A 22,921-nucleotide genomic window follows, 5' to 3' on the forward strand; every position below is an offset into this window, starting at 1 on the left:
AGACATCCCAGGTTAATCAACTGATTGTAAGCGAATAGGCTTAGAATAAACCATCCTTCTTATGAGTACATCGAAGATTGTCTCCATATTTGATCGTCTATTGTGCCTAAAATGAAACTCATCAAGGTATCCTTGAAGTCGTTCTTCACTGCAATGTTGGTGAATTCCTCTTAGCCATCCCTTTATATTCATAATGTGAAAATGGAGATCTGGAAAATTTTTGCCCTTCTCTGATTTCATTTGTTCCATATTTGGGTAATCTTTTTTTAGAGGAATATATCCTTTCCATACATCAGTGACGATTTTTGCATCCTTGCTAATGTATGTTTCAAAAAATGGTTTAAACGAAGTATTCGAAGCATCGCTGATAACTTGGGCGTAAGCACGTCCAACCCCGCCTTTGACTATTTCTAAGGCAACAATGACAAGCTTTTTATCCCCTTTACTCCGGCCTGGTTTTCCTTCTTCTGGTCCGCCGATATAGAATTCATCTACATGAACTATCCCGTTGATAGGATGCAATTTACTGCTTTGCATAGCTTGTTGGATTTTCCATTTGAATTCCCAACAAGTCTTCTGACGAAGTTCAAACTCTCGAGATAATTCCAACGAAGACATTCCTTTCTTCTTTGTACTTATTTTGAATGCTATGTGAAAAGCCAGTAGTAATGGGAATTTACATTTATCAAACTGAGTCCCGGCTGTTGGACTTTCATCATATTTACATTTCATACATCGTCTTGAAAATGGCTTAACGCCTTTGCAGTATTTTGTATGGCCACATTTTTTACAATGGAATTCTGTTTCGTTCCACTTGATCCCTGCCAAGTACCGATAACAATCTTCATCTGTCGAAAATGTTTTATTGAATTTAATTGAGTTCACTCCTTTAAATTGATTTCTTTCATTCATGCTACAAAAGTAGCCATTATTAATTTATTGGGCGGTCTAAACGCCTATACCTATGCAATTTTTTCATCCGATGTGAATTTTACTTCCCTGAGTGCTCCACGAACTTCATGCGTTTCCAGTTCAGTGGCTTCGGTAACCGGCAAGAACACATTAAAAGAACTACCAATATTCGGTGCACTATCGACGGTAATCTTTCCACCGTGCAATTGCACGTACTCTTTTACCAACGATAAACCAATACCTGTTCCCTTTTCTCTTGCTCCATTGCCGTTCTCTTCCTGGTAAAAACGAGTGAAAATCTTGTCGATATTTTCCGGCTGTATACCTACGCCGTTGTCTTTTACTCTGATCACCAGATTATTCTTTTTCTCTATCTGCCCATCATTTTGCTCTACTTCCAGGCTTACCTGAACAATCACCAGTCCACTGAGAGGAGTAAACTTAAATGCATTGGACAGCAAATTGAAAAGCACCTTTTCCAGTTTATCTTTATCAAACACCATGAAGTATTCACGCAAATCGGTGATTTGTCGCAACTCGATGTTCTTGTTATAACTCAAATCATTGAAGGATGAAACGGTGGCTGTAATAAATTCGATAATATTTCCCCACGAAGGATTGTACGATAATCCTTTGTCATCCATTTTTCGGAAATCCAGCAGCTGGTTTATCATATTAATCAACTTCTTCGAGTTCTGATAAATATGATTCAGGTATATCTCTTCCGGTTCACCTTTGAACCGTGGCAACAGCTTTTCAACAGGCGATATTATCAAGGTTAATGGTGTACGGAACTCATGCGAGATATTGGTAAAGAATTTCAGTTTCATGCTGTCCAATTCATGAATACGCTTGGCCTCTGAACGTTCCATCTCCAGTTCTACATTCATCCGTTCCCTAAAAAGGATAACATACCTCAATCCCAGCAAGGAAATGGTTAGCACCAGAGCATAAATCGCCATTGCATACCAGCTTTTCCAAAAAGGCGGTAACACTTTTATTTTTAATGAAATTCCCTCTTCATTCCAGGTCCCGTCAGCATTTGAGCCCTTTACGTGAAGAATATAGTCTCCATTGTTCAGGTTGGTAAAGGTGGCAAAGTTGGCTGTTCCATCAGTTTCAAACCAACTATTGTCGAAACCTTCTAACTGGTAGCGGTATTTGTTCTTTTCAGGGTATAAATAGGTCAATGCAGCAAACTCAACGGAGAAAAGATTTTCGGAATATTTCAGTACAATCTGATCGGTATGATTGAGAGGTTTATTCAGCAATACGCGATGATTGAACTCCTGTTCCGGTTTAATATCAGAATTCAATACCCGAAGATTCGTAAAGATCAAGCCGGGTACTGTCTTATCGATTTGAATCTCTTCAGGCCTAAAAATATTTACTCCGTTAACTCCACCGAACAGTAACTCACCATTCCGGGTCTTCAACGAAGCTGTTTCGGAAAATTCCAATCCCTGTAAACCGTCTGTCTCATCGAAATGCCTGAGACTGGTGGTAAAAGTGGTGTCATTTTCAATGTTGGAGAAATGAATCTTAGTTATTCCCCGGGAACTGCTAACCCATAAATTTCCTTGATTATCTTCCAAAATACGGTAAACAGGATTGGCGACCAAACCGGAACTTCTGTTAATAACAACCATGCTAAGACTCTCTGGTGAAAACTTGATCAATCCATTGACACTGCACAACCAATGCCATCCCCTGCTATCTTCGAAGCTGGAACTAATTGGCCCCAAAAACGGTGTACCATCCGTCGAATACTTCGTAAAGTAAACATCAAAATCATCCTTCTTCGGATCGTAAATCGATAAGCCATCAGATGTACAAATCCAAAGTCGGTTCTTGCTATCCTGAGAAATGTGATTGATATAGTTTCCTGAAAGATTGGAATTTTCGTTCGTATACCTTTTAAAGGACTCTGTTTCAGGATTGAATACATTCAGTCCACCACCCAATGTGCCAACCCATAACCGATTGTTTCGGTCTTCGAAAATACTCCAAATGCGATCATCTGAAAGGCTCGTGGAATCGTCGGCATTGTACTTATAAGCATTAAATTTCCCAGTCGTTGGATTGTATTTGTCTAATCCGCCAAAGTAGGTACCGATCCAGATGTTTTTCTGATGGTCCTCAAAAAGAGAAACAACAATATCATTGGTCAGACCATTGGGGCCGCTATTTTCTACTGTAATGTACCGGAACCTATGCGTCTTCCTGTCAAGAATATTAATACCGCCGCCATTTGTGCCAATCCAAATATTTCCCTTACGGTCTTCAATACAGCAATCGACATCATTAAAACTAAGCGAATTATCAATTTCCGGATCATTCTGTATCAACCGAAATTTTTTAGAGCTCGGTTTATAGAAATCCAGCCCCTGTTTATAGGTACCCAGCCAGACAATATCATCCTTATCGATCAACATACTAAATAACCCATTCGTGGAGATAGTTCCGGATTTTCCTTCTTTATACGCCAGATTCTGGACGGTATTTTGCTGTTTATCGAACAGAAAAATGCCGGCTCCATCAGTCGCCAGCCAAATGATTCCATCCTTATCTTCCTGAATACCGCTAATTACCTTGTTACCCACCTCACGATACAAGACCTGATTAAGTGTTTCCTGCCACTTCTTCTTTCGGAGATCGTAAACATACAAACCTGCCTGACTACCAATCCATAATAAACTATCATTATCGATGAACAGTTTTTGCAGGCCATTCACATATTTTCCCTCGTAAATCGGCGGTAGCGGTATCGATTCTATGGCACCGTTTCCTGGACGGTAGCAGATAAGATTGCGCGTGAACGTTCCCATCCAAATATTTCCCTGGATATCTTCGGCAAAAGACATTACATTATTCACATGTGCTGAAAAACGAGTCGAATCAATCAGGTGATGACGAAAAGTTCCGTTCCGGTAGGTAAAAAAACCTTCGTGTGTTCCCAGGTACACAGTACTGTCATGCGCTACATAAATAGCGCCGATATTATTGATATCGTTGCAATTAAAGGCATTGTAATTAAACAGCGAAATCTGATGAAAATTCTCTTCATCCACGCTTTTAATGTTCACGCCATTTCTGGTTCCAACCCACAAATTGGAATTATCATCCTCAGCTATACAGGATATATAATTGTCGGAAATACTGGTGGAATCACCTGTCCGGTACTCAAATGTTGCAATGTCATACCCGTCGAAACGATTCAATCCCCGGTTGGTACCTACCCATATAAATCCGTCCGAGTCGCGACACAAAGATGTTACCCAATTGGAAGACATTCCTCGTCTTGTACTGATATTGGAAAAATTGATAGCGGTCTGCTGCGCCATTAACTGGACAACTGAAACCAGTAAAGCAATTACAATCCATGTAATTCTGGTCATGGTTAGGTTAGCATTTAGGCAGGTAATTTAATACCCGTTAGGTTAACAGCATGAAGTTAACCACTCAAAGTGATTTTTCAACCTCATTTTACATTTGAAGTACTAAATATATACAAATCCACACCATGCCGGATTAATCACCCCCAAATCCTTTACAAGTGACACACAGCCGATCAGCAAAATACTACCAACTTTATCGTACCAATAAAACCTAACATGAAAAAGTACAGCCGCCAGTTTTATCTGCTGATAGAAATACTCATCTATTTCATCATCATTGCATTCATTATTTCAATTACCTGGCTATTAAATTAACTAATTATCAATCCTTTATCTATGAAGAAACATGCAATCTTTGTTTTGATGTTGTTCTTAATGAGTCACGCATTGCTTGCTCAGAAAAGAATTACCGGGACAGTGGAAGATGCTGGAACATCCGAAGCTTTACCGGGAGTCAATGTAGTGCTGAGAGGGACTACACAAGGAACAATCACCAACGTCGACGGGCAATATTCAATTGAAGTACCGTCAGACGAAACCGTTTTGGTATTCTCCTTTATCGGTTACCAGAGGCAAGAAGCTCGCGTAGGTTCTAAAACAGAGATTAACATCTCTCTAAAATCGGCCACAACAGGACTCGATGAAGTAGTTGTGGTTGGATACGGAACCATGAAAAAGTCGGACCTGACAGGTTCTGTTGTATCGGTATCCGAAGAAAAGCTGAAATCAACCATTTCTACGAACATCGACCAGGCCATGCAGGGACGTGTTGCCGGAGTACAGGTGACACAAAACTCCGGACAGCCAGGTGGCGCCACTTCGATCCGAATCCGTGGTGCCAGTTCGGTAACCGGAAGTAATGAACCTTTATATGTCGTCGATGGCGTTCCCTTTGTCGGCAACGGACAAACGATCGCCGGTTTCGACTGGGCTGGAGGTGCCAACGGTCAGAACAAGGTAAACCCATTATCGACCATTAACCCGTCAGATATTGTGAGCATTGAAGTATTGAAAGATGCTTCGGCAGCTGCCATTTACGGTGCTCAGGCTGCCAATGGTGTAATCCTTGTCACCACTCGTCGTGGGAAAAAAGGAGAAGCCAAAGTAACGTATGATGGTTACATGGCACTGCAGCAGCTTCCCAACAAACTTGACATGATGGACCTTCGGGAATATGCGGAATACGAGAACCAGATTGCAGATGAACTGGGAAACTCTAAAAATCAGAACTATCTCGACCCTTCCATTCTCGGAAGAGGAACTGACTGGCAAAACGAGGTATTCCGCCCAGCCTGGATGCAGAATCACCAGCTATCGGTCACCGGGGGTAGCGATAAAACCGTTTATGCCTTCTCCGGTGGATATTTCGATCAGGACGGCATCATCATCGGTTCCAATTTTAGTCGTTTCAGTACCCGAATGAACATGGACAGTCAGGTAAAAAAATGGCTAAAAATCGGTGGCTCACTCGCTTACGCTGAAACGGACGAGAAAATTACCTTGAATGACGGTGGCGATGGTGTTATCATGCAGGCATTGCTCATGCAGCCCGATGTCCCTGTTTATGATATGGACGGAAATTTTGCCGGCCCAAATACGGTTGCCGGTTCCTCACAATATAACCCGGTAGCACTGGCACTGCAGCGAAACAACACGCTGAAACGTCAGAGAACAACCGGAAATGCTTATCTCAGTGCTGATATCATCAAAGGCTTGAATCTACGGAGCGAATACAGTTATGATGTCAACGCCTCAGTGAACAAAGCCTTCCATCCCACTTACGAATGGGGTATTCTAAAAAATGACATCAACAAAATGATGCAACGCGAAGAGCACAGCAAATTCTGGGTTTGGAAAAATTACCTGACCTACAATCTCGACTTTGCGGATGTTCATCATCTTACCTCTATGTTCGGTCAGGAAATGCAGGAATCATCGTGGTCCGGCAATTCCCTGATTAAACAGAGTTTTACAACCAACGATATCTATGTCATGACATCAGACGGAACCTTCGTATCCAATGATGGTTGGAAAGATTCGGCCACACAAATGTCCTATTACGGTCGTTTCAACTATAATTACGACGAACGTTACCTGGCCACTTTTACGTTCCGTGCTGACGGTTCGTCTAAGTTTGGTTCCGACAACAAGTGGGGCTATTTCCCTTCTGGATCACTGGCCTGGAGAATTAACAACGAGAATTTTATGAAAGGCCTGGAGGCTATTTCCAATATGAAACTCAGAGTTAGCTACGGTTCCGTGGGTAATATGCCTGGTTCAACTTACCTGTACGGTTCTTCCATGCAAACAATAACCACCGTTTTCGGTACTGGTTATCGCCTGGCTAAATTCCCAAACCCGGCCTTAAAATGGGAAACCACAGAGCAATATAACGTGGGATTGGATCTGGGATTATTCGATAATAAAATCACTTTATCGGTTGATGCATACCAGAAAAATACAAGAGACCTGCTGTTACAGATTTCTGTTCCCAGTTACATTGGAGGAAGCAGCTGGAACGATATTGCCGCACCATATGCCAACGTAGGCAAAATGGAGAACAAAGGTATCGACGTTTCGCTGACTTCTCATAATATCACTAAACCCAGTTTTAGCTGGACGACCGACATCACCTTCTCACACAACAAGAACATGGTGGTAAAACTGAACGATCCCAATGCGGTTTTTTACGGAGCACTCAACTGGTACAGCGAGTTTCAGACAGTCACGGTTACCAAAGAGGAATTACCCATGGGGCAATTCTACGGATATGAGATGGAAGGTATTTTCAAAAATGCCGATGATATTGCCAATCATGCCGTACAAATTGAAGATCCGACCCACCCCGGGACCAACTATATCAACCAAAAACAAGGAGTTTGGATTGGTGATGTGAAATTTAAAGATATTTCCGGACCGGATGGAAAACCGGATGGTGTAATTGACACCTACGACCAAACAATTATTGGCGACCCCAACCCGGATTTCACTTTCGGTCTAAACAACACTTTTCGTTACAAAAATTTTGACTTATCAGTTTACCTCTCCGGGGCATATGGTAGCGATATCCTGAATTATACCCGTGTACAAACTGAAGGACAAACCAGTATCTGGAGTAACCAGAGCAACGCAGTTGTGGACCGGGCCCGGGCAAAATTGATCGATCCCAATGGCAGCACAACCGATCCAAGCAACTACCAGTTGTCCAATCCGGGAACAAATATCGCACGTGTAACAACCAACGACAATAACCGGAACAACCGGATGTCGACACGTTTCATCGAGGATGGCTCTTATGTCCGGGTGAAGACTATTTCGCTGAGTTACAAGATTTCCCAGCAACTAACCCGCAAAGTCAGCATCGAGCGCTTCAAGGTTTACGCCAACGTACAGAACGTGTATACCTTCACCAACTATTCAGGTTATGATCCGGAGATTGGATCATTCAACCAGAATGCCATGATGCAGAATATAGACATGGGACGTTATCCTAGTCCGAGAACCTACACATTTGGTGTTAGTATCGATTTTTAATGATGAAAAATCTCTTGAAAATGAAAAAGTTTATCAAATATATTTTGCTGGGTGTTTTTATCATGATCGCATCCTGCTCCAAAGACTTTCTCACCGTCGATCCGGTTGACAGCATTGTTGCGGATAACTATTACAAAAACAAAGATGAAATCCGTTCGTCGACAGCGATATTGTACGGAGGAACTGCCTGGTTCGACTACCTTGCCGGATTGATGTTCTATGCAGGCGATATGGCTTCCGGTGATATGTATTATACCTACGATCAGGAAGGACAATTCTTTTACTTTTCCTTCAATAGTGGTAATGCCCACCTCACCAGTGGCTGGAAAAGCCTTTTCCGTGTGAACTCCTATTGTAACTCGGTAATCAACGATATGCCCGATGCTGCGAGAAAGAACGGTGTAAGCGAAGACGTCATCAATGCTGCCCTGGGCGAAGCCCGCTTTGTCAGAGCCTGGGTTTATTTCCTTCTAACGGAATACTGGGGCGAAGTACCCATTGTCGAAAACGGTTCCGACCTGATTGCTTCCGGCGATATGATGTTGCCCAAAAACACCCGGAAAAGCCTCTATGAATTCATTCGTCGCGATTTGGCTTTCGCCGAAGAAAATCTTCCCGGCAAGGATGAAGAAGCAGGACGTGCTACCAAATGGGCAGCGAAAGGCTTAATGGCAAAACTCTACCTTACCATGGCTTCAGACTTAACCGATTCGCAATCGGCTGAATACTTTGATTTGGCGAAGAAATATGCACAGGAGGTTATTGATAACTCCGATGGTTTTCAGATGATCGACAGCTACAAAGAGCTCTTTACCATCGAAGGAAATAACAACAGCGAATCGCTGTTTGCTTTGCAGATGATTGGAGCTGGTGGCTATGGTCTCGGTAACCCACGAAATACAGCATGGTCAAGAAGTTCAGTAATTGCAGATCAGACCTGGGGAGGCGGCAAAGGCCCAACCCTCAATTTCCAAAGTGCATTTGAACCGAATGATGGTCGTCGCAAGTGGATCATCATGCAAAAAGGCGATTACTATCCTGAGCTCGATAAAGCGGATGGCGGTTACACCTACAACATTCGCACCGCCAATCCGGATGATCCCAACAGCCCGATTGAAAATGCCAATCAAGTGCTCAGTCATATCAAGAAATATGTGATTGGTAAAGCAGCCGACGTTAACAACCAGGTTGGTACTGATCAAGACGCTGGCAACAACCTTTACTTGATGCGCTTATCCGAGATGTACCTTATTTACTGCGAGGCAGCTATTGGGTCAGGAAACGAAACGTCCGATGCAACAGCCCTTGAGTACATCAACACTGTTCGCGAACGGGCCGGACTGGCCGATAGAGTAGCCCCGCTCACATTTGCTGAAGTGATGCACGAGCGCCGGATTGAATTCGGAATGGAGAGTATTCGCTGGTTTGACATCAAGCGGATGTATTATCGCAATGCACAGGCAGCAACGGAATTCCTGAATGCACAAGACCGCGAGAACTACTATTACGCGATACCGACCAGCGATGAAAACTTGATGAACAGTTATGCCGGTTACGAAATTGCGACGCCTGAAGTTCCGATGGTAATCTATTCCGACCAAATCAAGGCATTCCCAATTCCTTCGGAAGCCGTTGTTTCGGATCCCATGCTTGCTGGAGAGGCCGTAGACTACAATTTTGAATAACCTAAAAGCCGAAAACTAATGAAAACAATAAAATCAATCACCATATTTCTCCTGTTTACTGTTGTGATGGCCGGAACGTTATTTACCGGCTGCAACGAGGAATCAGATGGCGTTGGTAAACACCCAGCGATCAAATACATCCGGGTAACCAAACCCCAAGCATCCGACTCGCTGGTAGTAAGCGCCTACATGGGCAGCCTAATAGCCATCATGGGCGAAGATTTGCAAGGGCTGAAAGAGCTCTGGTTCAACGACCAGAAAGCCAAACTGAATCCGGCATACATTACTGCTACATCCGTTCTGGTATCAGTGCCCAGTATCATACCGGACTCAGTTTCTGACCAGATGATACTTCTGTTTAAAGACGGGCAGCAGCTCACCTATCCTTTCCGAGTGGATGTACCTGCACCCATCCTTTCGAATATGCTCTGCGAATATGTAAATGCGGGAGATACCGCAGTGATTTACGGTAACTATTTCCTGCCGGCCGAAGGTTCTGACGAACCCAATGTCTACTTTTCGGATAACGTGAAAGCAGAAACCATCGTCTCCTGGTCGATGGATGAGCTGAAAGTCATCGTACCCGATGGTGCTGTTTCCGGAAAAGTAACGGTAGAATCCATGTATGGAACGACCCGTTCTTCCTTCATATTCCGCGATAATACCAATATTATTCTCAATTTCGAAGATTCATCCTATGGTAATCCTTGGGGACTAGGAGGTTTTGGAACTACTAACGGATGTTCAGGACAATATCTGCAGTTTGTTGGAACGTTGGGAGCGTGGCAGTGGTTGAACCCAATGATGTTCGGCTATTGGGCTAAATATGGCGCGGGTGATATACCGGTAGCTGATGGACTGGTAGACGATCTCGAACTCTGTTTCGAAGCCAATGTGGTGACTTGGTCAGATGTACCGATGCTCATCTGGTTTGATAAGTACGATACGCCCGATGGAATCAATCCGGATGGTGATGCCGCTCAGGCACACTGGAAACCCTACAACAAAGACGGTATAAAATCGACCTATTCATCCAATGGATGGATAACCGTTTCCATTCCGTTATCCGACTTTATCTACAATAAGGATGAATCGAAAGCAGATCTAAAAATCAGCGACATCTCGCAATACACAAATGTCACGTTCATGCTGTTCGGCGCCTCCGACGACACCTACCCTATTGATATCAGAATCGATAACGTTCGCATCGTTCCGTTAAAAAATAAATAAGCCAAACTATGAAACGAAATAGATTCCTCTTTATATTCCGAATGCTCGTCATCGTTTTGATGGCGGGTTCCATTCTGGCATCCTGTAACAAGGATGACAATGGCAGTACACCGATTGTACTGAACAGCTTTGGACCTTCTCCCGCTTTGCGCGGAACAGAAATCCGTTTTATCGGTCAGAATCTCAATAAGGTAACGAGCATTGTGCTTCCGCAGAACATTGAGATTACTGAGTTTACCATGTTCAGCGGCGATGAGATACGTTTGGTCGTTCCACAGGAAGCTGAACCTGGTTACGTAGTGTTAAAAACGCCTCAGGGCGATATTACAACCAAAACGGAACTGGGATATTCCGAACCCATCTCCATTGAGAGCTTTGCACCCGATTCCGTTAAATCCGGAGACACACTCACCATTAAAGGTGATTACCTGGGTCAGATTAAACAAGTGATCTTTGCCAACAACGTGCTGGTAGATTCGGCTGCTTTCAAAAGCCTGAGTCGCTACGAAATCAAAATTTTGGTTCCCATCGAAGCGCAAACCGGTAAAGTTGCCATCTCAAACGGAGCAGAATCGCCTATCGTAATTTACACCGAAAGCGACCTGAAAGTAACATTGCCCGAATTTACCGGAATGACTCCCAATCCGGCCAAACCGGGAAACGCGATTACTATTTCAGGGAAAAACTTCGATTTGGTAAAATCCATCATCTTCAACGAGAACCTCACGGTGACAGATTTCACTCTCAATGGAACCAAAACAACCATTACGGTAAACGTTCCAGTCAACGCAAAGGACGGAGCAGTAAAACTGGTGGCATTCTCAGGTGTGGAAGTAGCCAGCCCGACAGCATTAACACTGGTAATGCCTGTCATTACGAAGATCGATCCCAATCCGGTGAAAAACGGTGCCATACTAACCATTACCGGAACTGATTTGGATCTGGTCACCTCGGTTACCTTTGGCGGCGATAAGACAGGAACAGTCACTTCCGCAACCGAAACAGAACTTCAGGTTACGGTACCTGACGATGCTGTAACCGGCGTTGTTACGCTGGCCACTCAGTCCGGTAATAATGTAACAAGCGAAGAGCTTACCCTTATTGATCCGGTGTTTACCAGCTTCACTCCTGCTCAGGCGAAAGCCAATACCGACATAACCATTACAGGTACCGATCTCGATTTGGTTACAACAGTCGATTTCATAGGTGGTATGAGTGGTACTATTGCTTCACAATCGGAAACATCGCTGGCGGTAACGGTTCCGGTAGGTGCTCAAACAGGCCTCATCACGTTAGTTGCCAAAAACGGAACTGAAGTTACTTCACCTTCAGATTTCACAATTCTGACCAACCTGCCTGTGTTCTCATCTTATACAGAAGCAAAAGCAACTCCGGGAGAGATTCTGACCATCAACGGAACCAATATGGATCTGATTAAGGAACTGATCTTCCCGGATAATGTGGTCGCTACGGCATATGGTATTAAAACCGATACCAAAGTGGAAGTATATGTTCCAATGGATGCTGCGATTGGCTATGGGCAAATCAAGATGATTACCTACGAAGGTGAAGAAGGCCTGTTGCCGGAAATCTTTATTGGTGGCGTTGAGCCGGTGGCTGATCCGAGTCTGGTCATCAACGATTTTGATGAAACCGGTCACGATCTCAGTTGGGATAACTGGGGCGGCACTGTTGAATTAGGCAGCGATCCGGCAATAGCCATTTCAGGTAACTACATGCACGGAATAGCTGATGCATTGACCGGTTGGGCCTGGATTTGGGGCTGTAACCACTCTGCATTGCCAAAAGTGGAAGCTACAAAAGCTGATTATCTGCTGAAAATGGATGTCAATCTGAACAAGCCATTTGGTAGTACCAATGTGCATTTCCAAATGGAGATGGCCGGTAACCGGATTGATATAGGCGGATTTGGCGTGGTTGCTGCCGACGAAACCACACCGGGATGGATTACCGTCACTTACGACTTGTCTCAATTCGCCGACCTGCCTGATGTGATTTCCGGTGACGATACACTCGAATGGGGTATGAATTTCAATTATGCCGATGGAAGTGTGGATATTACCGGTTTGTACATTGATAATATTAGGTTCCAACACAAATAGTTAGATGTTTAGCAAAAAAGAAGCGCTACATTCCTCACCAGGAATGTGCGCTTCTTCCCATTGTCAAAGCACATCCAATACGGTACTTTTAAGCTGATCATTGATTCAAAGCCATGAATATACTTCCATCATTTCTCACATTCCTGTTGCTATTTCTGTTTGCCGGGGCAATCAACGCCCAAACCACCTACGAAGCAGAAAATGTCTCATTGAGTTCCGGACTTTCCGTCCAGACGTCCATTTTGGGGTATTCGGGTACAGGATATGTGGGTAACTTCTCGAACGACAACGACCAGCTTACCTTCGTATTTTCCATAACAACTGCTGGTTATTACGACATTTCATTGGGTGTCGCTACACCTTACGGCGAAAAAACCAACGATATTTCGATTAACGGTAATACCACTTCATTTACGGTAGCACAATCCGATGCTTTTCAGGAAATTAGCATTGGAAAAGTTCGTTTAAATGAAGGTCAGAACGAGATCAACATCATCAAAAACTGGGGTTGGTTTTATGTAGATTACCTGAAGATTGTGCCAAACAACGATCCCGCTATCGAATTTAATCTTACCGGGCAACTGGTTAATCCCAATGCAAGCGATAATACGAAGCGATTGTATCAGTTTCTGTTGGATAATTTTCAGAAGAAAATCATCTCCGGAACCATGACACTCAATAGTTTCGATGAAACAGACTGGTTGAAGGAACAAACCGGAAAAGAACCCTCTCTTATCGGGATTGACTTCATGCATTGCAACCGAGGCTACACCTGGTACGACGACATGACGCCTACAAACGATGCCAAAGCCTGGTACGACAAAAACGGAATACCTGCAATGTGCTGGCATTGGCGCGATCCTTCACGGCTAACCGAAGAGTTTTATACCGACAATACTAACTTCGATGTATCGAAAATTTTCGATGAGAACTCCGCTGAATACCAGGAAATGCTCAGCGATATCGACTACATTTCAGGACTGCTGAAGAATCTTGCCGATGACGATGTACCAGTTTTATGGCGTCCGCTACATGAAGCCTCAGGAGGCTGGTTTTGGTGGGGTGCCAAAGGCCCGGATGCCTGTAAAAAGTTGTGGCAAATCATGTACGACCGGATGGTTAATTACCACCATTTAAATAACCTAATTTGGGTATGGACTACCGATGCCAATCCCAACAATATGGATTGGTACCCCGGTGACGCGTATGTCGATATTTTGGGCGTGGATATTTATGCAAACCAGGGAGATTTTAGCTCGCAATACCTCACATTCGATAAAATCAAAACTGACTTTGCCGGAACGAAGATGGTCACACTCAGCGAATGCGGAATTGTACCCGATCCCGATAAACTTCAGCAAGATGAGGCCGGATGGTCCTATTTTATGACCTGGTACGGCGATTTTGTGGAAGATGGCACCTACAATCCGCTTAGTCACTGGGAAAAGGTGATGAACAGCGACTACGTTATCACGCTGGACGAGATGCCTGATCTGAAAACCTATGTCACGTCTTCAGTCGATATTCCGCTGAAAAACGGCGTGAATTTTCAATGCTTTGTTGATCCAACGCAAAGGCAGTTGAAAATTACACTACAAAACTATCAGGGAGACTATTTGGTCAAAATATACAACCTAACGGGAACGTGCTTTTTTAATCAAAAAATTACTGAAGGCGCCATTTACATCCCTCTGGCCGATCTTCCCCCGGGTATTTTATTGGTTTCAATCAGCACCCAGTCACAACGATTCAGTTTTAAAGTGAGGAATTAGTTAAAGCACCAAGATAAATTCAATCAGCACACTAAATTACTGACAATTAAACCAAGTCAAATTAACTTATCATTTAAATAGCACAAGGTCTTACTTATCAGGATTATTCGCTTTTAGGTTCTTCAATCGCGCCAGCAGCGGTGGATGCGAGTAATGGAAAAAGACATAAGCTTTGTGCGGCGTCAGATTACTCAGGTTTTTCACCGAAAGCTTTTTCAACGAATTACCTAACGCTTCTGCCAATCCATAGCTTGCAGCGAAACTGTCGGCCTGGTACTCGTTCTTCCTGGAAAAGACATTCATACCCATCCCGATAAGGAAAGAAAGCGGAGCGTACAAAATTCCAAAGGCAACCAGTCCCACATGAAAACTTGCCACATCCGCTCCCAAAGCCAAAGCGGGTTCCGGCCGGCCAACGACAAGTGAGAAGATATAGAGCATCACAGCCGTATTCAGTAACGACAACAACAAACCGGAAACAATGTGCTTCTTCTTGTAATGCCCTATTTCGTGTGCCAATACTGCCACAATCTCTTCGTTTTCCATTTCACCCATCAGTGTATCATATAGCACGATACGTTTTTTCGCGCCAAAACCCGTAAAATAGGCATTCGCTTTGGTCGAACGTTTCGACCCATCGATGACAAAAATGTTGTCCAGCTTGAACCCAGCCCTTTCAGAAAAGCGTTGAATAGCATCACGTAACTCACCATCTTGCAACGGTTTCTGCTTATTGAAAAGTGGAACTACCAGTGTGGAATAAAACATCGTCATAAACAAGGAAAAAGCTGTAATGACGATTAAAGTATAAATCCAGAACATTCCCTGCGTCTGCTCATAAATCCATACAACCAGCGCCAACAAACCGCCCCCGATAACAGCAGCAAGCAGCAGGCTTTTAATATGATCGAATATGAAAGTCTTCACGGTAGTTTTATTAAAACCAAACCGCTCTTCAATAACAAAGGTGCTGTACCAACCAAATGGTAAAGTAAGGATATCGGAAGCCAGGCCAATAACCCCGAAAAACAGCAAGGCCAGCCAAATAGGGTTGGTTGTCCACTGTCTCAGGTAAATATCGAGCCACCCAAAACCGCCAAAGGCAAACATCAGGATAATCACGAAAAAGCTCAGGGTAGCTGTAACCAGGGAGAACCGGCTTTTCGCTTTTTCATATTTCTGTGACCGGGCATATTGTTCCTCGTTGTATATTCCCTTCAGCTCGTCAGGAAGTTTTACTGACAGGGAATTTGAATTCAAGTATTCAAGGTAACGTTCAAAAATAAAGTCAAGAACAATGATTACCAGGATGATATAATAAACAGAATTATGCATCGAATATAAAAGTTGATTTATGCGGGGCGAATGTACAAAATATCGTTGTCATCCACCACAACCGGACATCAGGCACCAAACTGTTTTTTAAGCTTTCGCTCCTGTTGCAAGCGTGTAGCCAGGATATCAATGTAGTCCTTACATTTCTGTTTATGGTCTTCGTTATTGTAAACATGATATGATTTGGAAACCCATTCGAGTGCCAATTCAAGATGGCCGAGCATTTCGCAGGCCAAAGCCATATTGTAAGTCGCCTTTGCTTCAATGTTTTTATTATCGCTTTTGGCCATTTTAGTCCAGATTTCAGCAGCTTCCTCCCATTGATTTTTCGCGACCAGACTATCGGCTCTTTTCATCTCTTCGTTACCCGAATAATAAATCAACCGGTCAGTCCATTTCCAGGAAGGAACAAACAACATAGCCACCCGGGCGCCATTGTTTTCGCCATACGTTTCAAGCACGTCGACAAAAGTTTTCGGGTATCTGTTGTTTTTCTCATAAGTAATCAATTCCGCCCGGTTGGGAATCCAAAGCATGGTATCGGCGTATATTTTCCAATAAGTATTTAAACCACCAAGAGTATTAAAAAAACTCCACCGCGCCCCAAGAACCACCTGCTTTACGAGCTGGTTATTTGTGTTGTTATCACTTATCCAAACGGTGTCAAGCCCGACCAGGGCCTGAACTCCCATGGAACCACAAAAAGCTGACATTTTGGAGCGCAAAACGGAATCGGGTACTGCCAAACCTTTTGGGAAAAAATCAAGCCCGTTGTGCACTACAGCAACATGATGAAAGTACTGAACACTGTCTGTTTGTGATTCAAATCCTTTCAGACTTGCAGCAGCATAGCAGTTGATAACGCTATCTGCATTGTTCCTGAATTTAATTCCATTCGAAACGGGATTCCGGTGAAAATCGACCAGTGCGAGGTTCACAATACTGTCGGGCAACGAAACGACGGCAGGCTCCATCACCTGCATATCGACAAATCCAAAATTATTGGTTGTATAACATCCTGAGAATAAAAAAAGAACTAAAATAATTAATAACAAATGGTTAGGCTTCATTATTTCATTTGTTGGTTTAGCCTGGAAATTTGTTTCTGACGGTCCAATAGAACAGCGAGGTACTGTCCGGCCACGGGGCCATATCGTTTACCATCCATCAATTTGACTGCTTTTGATGCCCAACTGACCGCTAAGTCAATTTGGTTCATCATTTCAGCAGCAACAGCCAGGTTTAGTTCAGCAATTCCACGGTTTTTAGCAACCTGGACCGAAGCAAGCCGATTCCAAATGGCCGCAGCTTCTTCCCATTGATTTTTCTGCGCCATTTGTGTGGCCTTTTTCCACTCATCACCGGAAGGGGTTACAATAGTACGGTTGGCCGTTGTCCACAAAGGTCCCATATGATGCGCATACTGTTCTCCGGCAATTTGGGCCGCCAATTCAACCGCTGCTTTTCGGTCCGGGTTCACTTTCTTCATATCCAGATTGCCATACTGGTCGTAGCGGTTCCACACCAAATTGTCGGTATAACGAAAATGGTCGACTGGTTTTTCTTTTCCCGGTAGATAAAGTGCCCAAAGCGCATTGATTTTTACACTGGATTCCCCTGAATCGTCTCGTACTCCGGGAGTTACTTTGGAATAGAAATAGCTAAGCATTTCCAGCGCAACCAGCCCGTCAACATGGCTTTCCCGACATATTTTAGATACAAAATCGGAAGACAACAGCAAAACATGCTTACCACGATGTGGCCGAATCGCGTTGTACGGATACGTCACAATCGTATCGTAACGCCCCGTCGCCAGTAGTTTTTTCTGAAGATTGTCTAACGCGGATTGAACTGCCAAACTATCAAGCCTCTCATTTTGCTTTTCAGGGGCCTTTTTTAGCTTATAATTGAAACTATAGTAGTTATCCAGTGTGTCGACGTCGTATTTGAAATTACGGGCTATAAAAGCCAAATTTCGCATATTTGCAGGAAGCGTTACCTTTCCAGGTTTCAGTACTTCAATGGGAACCAATTGTGTGGTCGTACATGAAGCAAAAAGCAGTGTGCTGGCCATTATCGCTAAAATAAACCGGCGTGTTTTCATGATTTCAGTATTTATTTTGACCGGCGAGATTAGTCCCCTGCCTGACCGATGATTAATCGGCCTCTTTCTCTTCGTCGATCTTTTTCAGTAATTTTCTTCGTTTGTCCAGTATCCTGAGATATTCGTCTGTTTGGTGCCGGTAGTAAGTCTTGTACGACTTCACCCCCCATGCAATCGCTTCTTCGATATCGCCGTTCATTTCATTGGCCAGCGCCAGATTAAACTCCACCTTACTCCTTCTGCTTTTAGAACCCACACCGGCATACTTTTCCCAAATCTTTTGGGCTGCTTCCCATTTGCCGTTCTCAGCTAATGGAATCGCCTTATCGATAGCCTTATTCCCGGTGGCGAAGATGTGCCTTCGGGCGTCCTTCCACTGCGGCGCGATTTTGCGGGCCAGATCCTGTCCGGTTACTACTCCGCCTTCAACCAGTGCGTCCTTAATCGACGGCAGCTTGTAGTACATCTCTTCGGCTGTGTATCCATATGAATCCCAGAAAATTGTATCGGTAACATTGAAAGCCCGCACCCTCTCACGGTGTTTCGGATCGTAAAGCCTCCACCGGGAGTGATACGTAAGATCCAAGGCTCCGTAATAGGTTTCGACCATATTACCGGAAAAATCCTGCTCATAACCACTGTCGAAATCGGTATTGACCTCCTCACTGAAACTTTCCAACACCAGAAGGGCATCGGTATTGAAGTTTTTGCACATGGTCGTTACAAACTCCCAATCCAGAGGCCCGGGGCTAATGGTCGAAGGCAGGAAATTAGTCAGATTTTTCTCTTTGGGAATAACCACGTCAAACCGGTCCGAATTGAACAATTGGTGTGCTGCCACCTGGATTACTGTATCAGCAGCAATGCTATCGCGAAGTGTGGTATCCAGCTCCAAATGACGGTCAGACAGCAACTGTTCCAGCGAATCGCGATCCCAGTTTTTAAAATCAGGTGTCATGCTCCGGTTAAAAACCGTCAGACCCTGAATAGAATCAGGAACATAGGATGGCGGCGGCTGAAGCAACTGGATATTCACTGTCCGGACAGCCGAGCAACCGCCAAGCAGGGAGATGCCTGCCAGCACAAAAAGAAAATAAACTATGATGCGGATCCTCTTCATCTGACACTTATTCAAGAATCTTTTTCTTATTCAAAATTTACTACACACTAAAATATAATTACTTAAATAACATCAACCCAACAAATAATTTAAGTATAAATTAGTTGAAAATCAGTTATTCTCTTTAGTAGCTACCCCAATAGCGACGTAAAAACCACTCAATCGCCAGCAAAATTACCAAAAGGAACAAAACGAATTCATACCGAACGACATCCATCATCACCACTTCTTCCGTCTGTACGTTCTTGCTTTGCAGGATTTTCTTCATGTCCGGAAACAACTGTGCTAACTGTGGTGCATAAAAAACCTTACCTCCCGAATATTCCGCCATCGCCTTCATCAGATGATGATTTGCCCGGGTTTCCAGCATTTCTGTTTGTGTAGCCATCACCTCAAAATCACCCGGTTCCTTCAACGAATCTGTCCCTATCTTCGAAGTAGCGGAAAAATGATAGCTTCCCGGCGATAAATGCCCGGCATTCAACTCATATCCATCATCACCTTCCGTGAAAACGTAATGGAATAATTTACCGGCATGATCAGTCAAATCCAATGTAACCAACGAATTCCGGACCGGTTCATATATTGCGTTGAACAAGGTAGCCGAGAAACTGACCGTCTCGTTGGCCATCACCATCCGGTTAAAGTGAATATTGAACTGATCTTTATTCCGCTTTAACGCAAGATACCTGGCAGTGTTAACAATCCAATCATTAAAAAGGCCTTCGTTTCCATCGATTGACATGGCCAAAATTCGCCACTTCCAGGTTCCTTCACCAGCTAAGATAGCTGTTTTAATACCATTCTGTTCTCCCATGGCCAAAATCGGATTCTCATTGTTATTTCCTGTCCGGTAAAACAATGTTTCCATAAAGGGCTTTACTTCCGTTTTTCCTTCCGGCACCACCAAAGGCATTTGCGTACCCAGCCATTCATCTAGTCGTATATTAGGATGGAACAATCCAAAGCCAGGGTTAATCTTCATCTGAACGTCCAGCAGTTGTTCATTTTTATTAACAATTTTCATACCAGTATTTAACTTATTAAAAGTCGAAATACTGCTTGTAGCTCCCAGAATATACCAACGGGAAGTCCGCGAATCGATGAAACGTTTCAGATGGGTAATTCCAGCTCCTCCTATTCCAGGCAACTGATAAAAAATGAGCAAATTAAATTTCTCCGGTGAATAATCCTCAAAATGACCAAACGGAGCTACCACCACGTTGAATTGCGGATCGGTTTCCAGCGCACTAGTCAGCGCACCAATGTCGGGGTGGGGCGCTGCGGCCAGTATAAGAATTTTCCGCCGGGTATTCAGCACATCAACGGTGAGTATTCGCGTATTATTGGCAATATTTTGCTCTCCTTTTACCGGATTCACCTGAATTTTGTATTGTTGTAATCCCGGTTTATCGCTTTTTATCCGAAAGGATTCCTGACGAAAGACGGAAGGTCCGGTAACCTGAATAGTCCGTTGCTCAACCACTCTCCCGTTTTGTGTAATGGAAATACGATTTTGCCCGGAGGTCAAACCATGCCCGCTTATCTCGGCCTCCACCGGAAAAGTTTTCCCGGTAACGGCGGTTGGATTTGATCTCACCCGGCTTATTCGTATATCGCTGCGTAGGGTTGTATCACCTACAACAATGGGGAAGACCGGATATCCAAGCGTCCCGACTACGTTAACCGGGTTTTGTCCGGCGTTGTAAATTCCATCGCCGATAACCAGCATCGCTGCCGGTTTCTCATAATCGTTTTGCGCCGCAACCGTCTGAATGGCATCTGAATAATCTGACAAATTACCTTTGTAACCGGGGCTGGTTTCTTCCTGGACAGAATCGGCAAACACGTAACACTTCAATTCAGCTACATCTGAAAGTTCAGAAGCCAGTTGACCTTTCAGCGAATCCAAAGCAGAACGAATCTTCAACGAGTCAGGATGATTGAGCATAGAAGAGGAATTATCCTGCAAGACCAAGATCACCGGTTTGTTTTTCACTTTCTTCTTCAGTTTAACCACCGGTGAAAGCAACAACAATGTCACAAGAAATAAAACGACAAAGCGCAAGCTCTTCATTACCCAAAGCCGGCCACGGCCCAAACCATCGAACGATGCTGAATTGCGGTAGAGCAATCGTGTCAGGAACCAGGAGAAAGCCAGACAGAGAAGAATAAATATTTCGGGATATGCTGTTGAGAAAATCACACCTGTAAGTCATTCGTTCAGGCACAAAAATAAAAACAAACTATCATTCCAAACATGAAAAAGGACTACATTATCAGCAGCCCTTAAGTTTAAGTTCAATATATTCATTTATAATGCTGTATTTCAATTTAATCCTTCGAATGAAAAACCAAAAGTGGTATAGATGTCTGGAAGAATAATTCACGAGCCACGCTCGGCCTCAGAATCGAAGTAATCAGGTTTCGTTTATGTGTCGTAAGCGAAATAATATCAATCTCCTTCTCCTTGATGTACTGCTCAATACCTTTTACCTGATTATCATTCTTGATCAAATCGAAATCCATGGATACATCTTCCGGTATGCCGGCATATTTCTCTTTAAAATGGGTCAAATCATATTTCGCAAAGGGATTTTCGTCGGTGGTATCGATATGAACAACATAAATGTGAACATCCAGCGGCCGTACAATATTCAGTAACATCCGGATTGCGGGCCCATCCGATTTATCAAAGTTTGTCGTATACATAACGCGCTTGAACATCTCCTCCTTGTAAATGGAATTTTCAGGAATGGCCAGCACCGGAATCTTGGCTTTTTGCATGATTTTGGCTGTTACACTTCCATACCAGTAATCCGAACGCGATTTACCTTTTGCTCCTAACACAATAATGTCAAAATTTTCGTTTTCAACCAGTTCCAAAATAGTCTCTTCAGCAATCCCGCCCACCAACCGGGTGGTTAGTGTAATGTCCAACAGATCTTTCCCCTCCATATACTGCCTGAGATCACTCACAAATTTTGTCATTCCACGTGTTGCATGCTCCTCAATTTCGTTAAGGGCATCAGTTACACTACTTGGATAGATATAGGTATTGTCGTATCCCCACGGACTGACAATTGGGTTAAAAAAGGCGTGAACCAACACCAATTCCGCCTGCTTCTGTTTCGCCAGATGAACAGCATAGCGTGCTGCATTGAGTGCAAAGGGGGAAAAATCTATCGGCACAAGAATTCGCCGGATGGCAGCAACCATATCATCGGGTTCCTGGAATTCGGGCCCGTACTTTTTATTTACCTGGTCGATGATTTCCAACGCTTTTTCCACATCTCCTTCTCTTACCTGAAGTTCAACCCGGTTCTGGGCCTCGGAACGGATAGCATAGCGCAATCCCTGGTTCAGGATGCAGCTTTCGATACCGGACGAATCAAGCCAACCTTTCATCAGGTAAGCACGGTGCAGATAGCTAAAACGAGCAACGGTAACCAACTTATCAGACATAGCTTTAGAATTTAGGGTTTACGGATTCAAACGGCCGCATATGGCTGTATTTCAAAAAGTGAAGAACGCTTCTGCTTCTTTCTGCCCTGCGGCTACTATAAATTTACCAAAATACATTATGAAAACCAACTAAAAATGAGGAAAGAAAAGGCATTCACATCATTATTCAACCATCTAATTTTTTTTTGACTGTTCTCTAAGTAACTGATAATTGCCGGCTGCAACCACAGGCTTTGTAGCGAA

13 protein-coding genes are annotated in these 22,921 nt (G+C 43.7%); 5 read left to right on the forward strand and 8 right to left on the reverse strand.

What is annotated here, in order from left to right; genetic code table 11:
- Positions 1-12: 12 nt before the first annotated feature.
- Together GJU82_RS04815 and GJU82_RS04820 are read right to left on the reverse strand one after the other, a co-directional pair.
- The gene (locus GJU82_RS04815; protein ID WP_153631109.1) at positions 13-912 is read right to left on the reverse strand and encodes an IS1595 family transposase; all 900 of its coding nucleotides are present in this window, start codon (positions 910-912) and stop codon (positions 13-15) included.
- A 50-nt stretch (positions 913-962) separates the two neighbouring features.
- Positions 963-4,310: a two-component regulator propeller domain-containing protein gene (locus GJU82_RS04820; RefSeq protein ID WP_153631110.1), complete on the reverse strand. Its 3,348-nt coding sequence runs from the start codon at positions 4,308-4,310 to the stop codon at positions 963-965.
- 336 nt (positions 4,311-4,646) lie between these two features.
- On the opposite strand from GJU82_RS04820, the gene GJU82_RS04825 reads away from it, so the two are divergent.
- The 5 genes from GJU82_RS04825 to GJU82_RS04845 all read left to right on the forward strand — a co-directional run bounded on the left by GJU82_RS04825 (position 4,647) and on the right by GJU82_RS04845 (position 14,654).
- Positions 4,647-7,844, forward strand: coding sequence for a TonB-dependent receptor (locus GJU82_RS04825; RefSeq protein WP_228488570.1), 3,198 nt, complete (start codon positions 4,647-4,649; stop codon positions 7,842-7,844).
- Positions 7,845-7,864: 20 nt separating this feature from the next.
- Positions 7,865-9,529 carry a RagB/SusD family nutrient uptake outer membrane protein gene (locus GJU82_RS04830; protein WP_153631111.1) on the forward strand — a complete coding sequence of 555 codons (1,665 nt, stop codon included), beginning with the start codon at positions 7,865-7,867 and terminating at the stop codon, positions 9,527-9,529.
- 18 nt (positions 9,530-9,547) lie between these two features.
- Positions 9,548-10,759: a glycan-binding surface protein gene (locus tag GJU82_RS04835; protein WP_153631112.1), complete on the forward strand. Its 1,212-nt coding sequence runs from the start codon at positions 9,548-9,550 to the stop codon at positions 10,757-10,759.
- A gap of 8 nt (positions 10,760-10,767) precedes the next feature.
- Positions 10,768-12,882: a glycan-binding surface protein gene (locus GJU82_RS04840; RefSeq protein ID WP_153631113.1), complete on the forward strand. Its 2,115-nt coding sequence runs from the start codon at positions 10,768-10,770 to the stop codon at positions 12,880-12,882.
- A 113-nt stretch (positions 12,883-12,995) separates the two neighbouring features.
- A complete protein-coding gene (locus GJU82_RS04845; protein ID WP_153631114.1) occupies positions 12,996-14,654 on the forward strand; it encodes a glycosyl hydrolase in 1,659 nt (552 codons plus the stop codon).
- A gap of 90 nt (positions 14,655-14,744) precedes the next feature.
- Here the strand turns inward: GJU82_RS04845 and GJU82_RS04850 are convergent, their stop codons facing one another.
- The 6 genes from GJU82_RS04850 to GJU82_RS04875 all read right to left on the reverse strand — a co-directional run bounded on the left by GJU82_RS04850 (position 14,745) and on the right by GJU82_RS04875 (position 22,678).
- A complete protein-coding gene (locus GJU82_RS04850; protein WP_153631115.1) occupies positions 14,745-15,989 on the reverse strand; it encodes a M48 family metallopeptidase in 1,245 nt (414 codons plus the stop codon).
- Positions 15,990-16,057: 68 nt separating this feature from the next.
- Complete coding sequence (locus tag GJU82_RS04855) at positions 16,058-17,059, reverse strand: DUF6340 family protein (RefSeq protein ID WP_153631116.1); 1,002 nt, start codon at positions 17,057-17,059, stop codon at positions 16,058-16,060.
- Complete coding sequence (locus tag GJU82_RS04860) at positions 17,059-18,093, reverse strand: DUF6340 family protein (RefSeq protein WP_153631117.1); 1,035 nt, start codon at positions 18,091-18,093, stop codon at positions 17,059-17,061. The genes GJU82_RS04855 and GJU82_RS04860 overlap by 1 nt, the downstream gene beginning before the upstream one ends.
- A 52-nt stretch (positions 18,094-18,145) precedes the next feature.
- On the reverse strand, positions 18,146-19,213 hold the full coding sequence (locus GJU82_RS04865) for a DUF6340 family protein (protein ID WP_153631118.1): 1,068 nt from the start codon (positions 19,211-19,213) through the stop codon (positions 18,146-18,148).
- Positions 19,214-19,337: 124 nt separating this feature from the next.
- Positions 19,338-21,419: a hypothetical protein gene (locus tag GJU82_RS04870; RefSeq protein WP_153631119.1), complete on the reverse strand. Its 2,082-nt coding sequence runs from the start codon at positions 21,417-21,419 to the stop codon at positions 19,338-19,340.
- A gap of 128 nt (positions 21,420-21,547) precedes the next feature.
- Complete coding sequence (locus tag GJU82_RS04875; RefSeq protein WP_153631120.1) at positions 21,548-22,678, reverse strand: universal stress protein; 1,131 nt, start codon at positions 22,676-22,678, stop codon at positions 21,548-21,550.
- Between the last annotated feature and the right edge of the window lie 243 nt (positions 22,679-22,921).

This window comes from Prolixibacter sp. SD074 (assembly GCF_009617895.1).
In the GTDB taxonomy this organism is placed as follows: Bacteria; Bacteroidota; Bacteroidia; order Bacteroidales; family Prolixibacteraceae; genus Prolixibacter.

Coding starts and splice junctions, on each gene's coding strand:
- GJU82_RS04815 (WP_153631109.1), bottom strand. CDS start 912: ATGAATGAAAGAAATCAATTTAAAGGAGTGAACTCAATTAAATTCAAT.
- GJU82_RS04820 (WP_153631110.1), bottom strand. CDS start 4,310: ATGACCAGAATTACATGGATTGTAATTGCTTTACTGGTTTCAGTTGTC.
- GJU82_RS04825 (WP_228488570.1), top strand. CDS start 4,647: ATGAAGAAACATGCAATCTTTGTTTTGATGTTGTTCTTAATGAGTCAC.
- GJU82_RS04830 (WP_153631111.1), top strand. CDS start 7,865: ATGAAAAAGTTTATCAAATATATTTTGCTGGGTGTTTTTATCATGATC.
- GJU82_RS04835 (WP_153631112.1), top strand. CDS start 9,548: ATGAAAACAATAAAATCAATCACCATATTTCTCCTGTTTACTGTTGTG.
- GJU82_RS04840 (WP_153631113.1), top strand. CDS start 10,768: ATGAAACGAAATAGATTCCTCTTTATATTCCGAATGCTCGTCATCGTT.
- GJU82_RS04845 (WP_153631114.1), top strand. CDS start 12,996: ATGAATATACTTCCATCATTTCTCACATTCCTGTTGCTATTTCTGTTT.
- GJU82_RS04850 (WP_153631115.1), bottom strand. CDS start 15,989: ATGCATAATTCTGTTTATTATATCATCCTGGTAATCATTGTTCTTGAC.
- GJU82_RS04855 (WP_153631116.1), bottom strand. CDS start 17,059: ATGAAGCCTAACCATTTGTTATTAATTATTTTAGTTCTTTTTTTATTC.
- GJU82_RS04860 (WP_153631117.1), bottom strand. CDS start 18,093: ATGAAAACACGCCGGTTTATTTTAGCGATAATGGCCAGCACACTGCTT.
- GJU82_RS04865 (WP_153631118.1), bottom strand. CDS start 19,213: ATGAAGAGGATCCGCATCATAGTTTATTTTCTTTTTGTGCTGGCAGGC.
- GJU82_RS04875 (WP_153631120.1), bottom strand. CDS start 22,678: ATGTCTGATAAGTTGGTTACCGTTGCTCGTTTTAGCTATCTGCACCGT.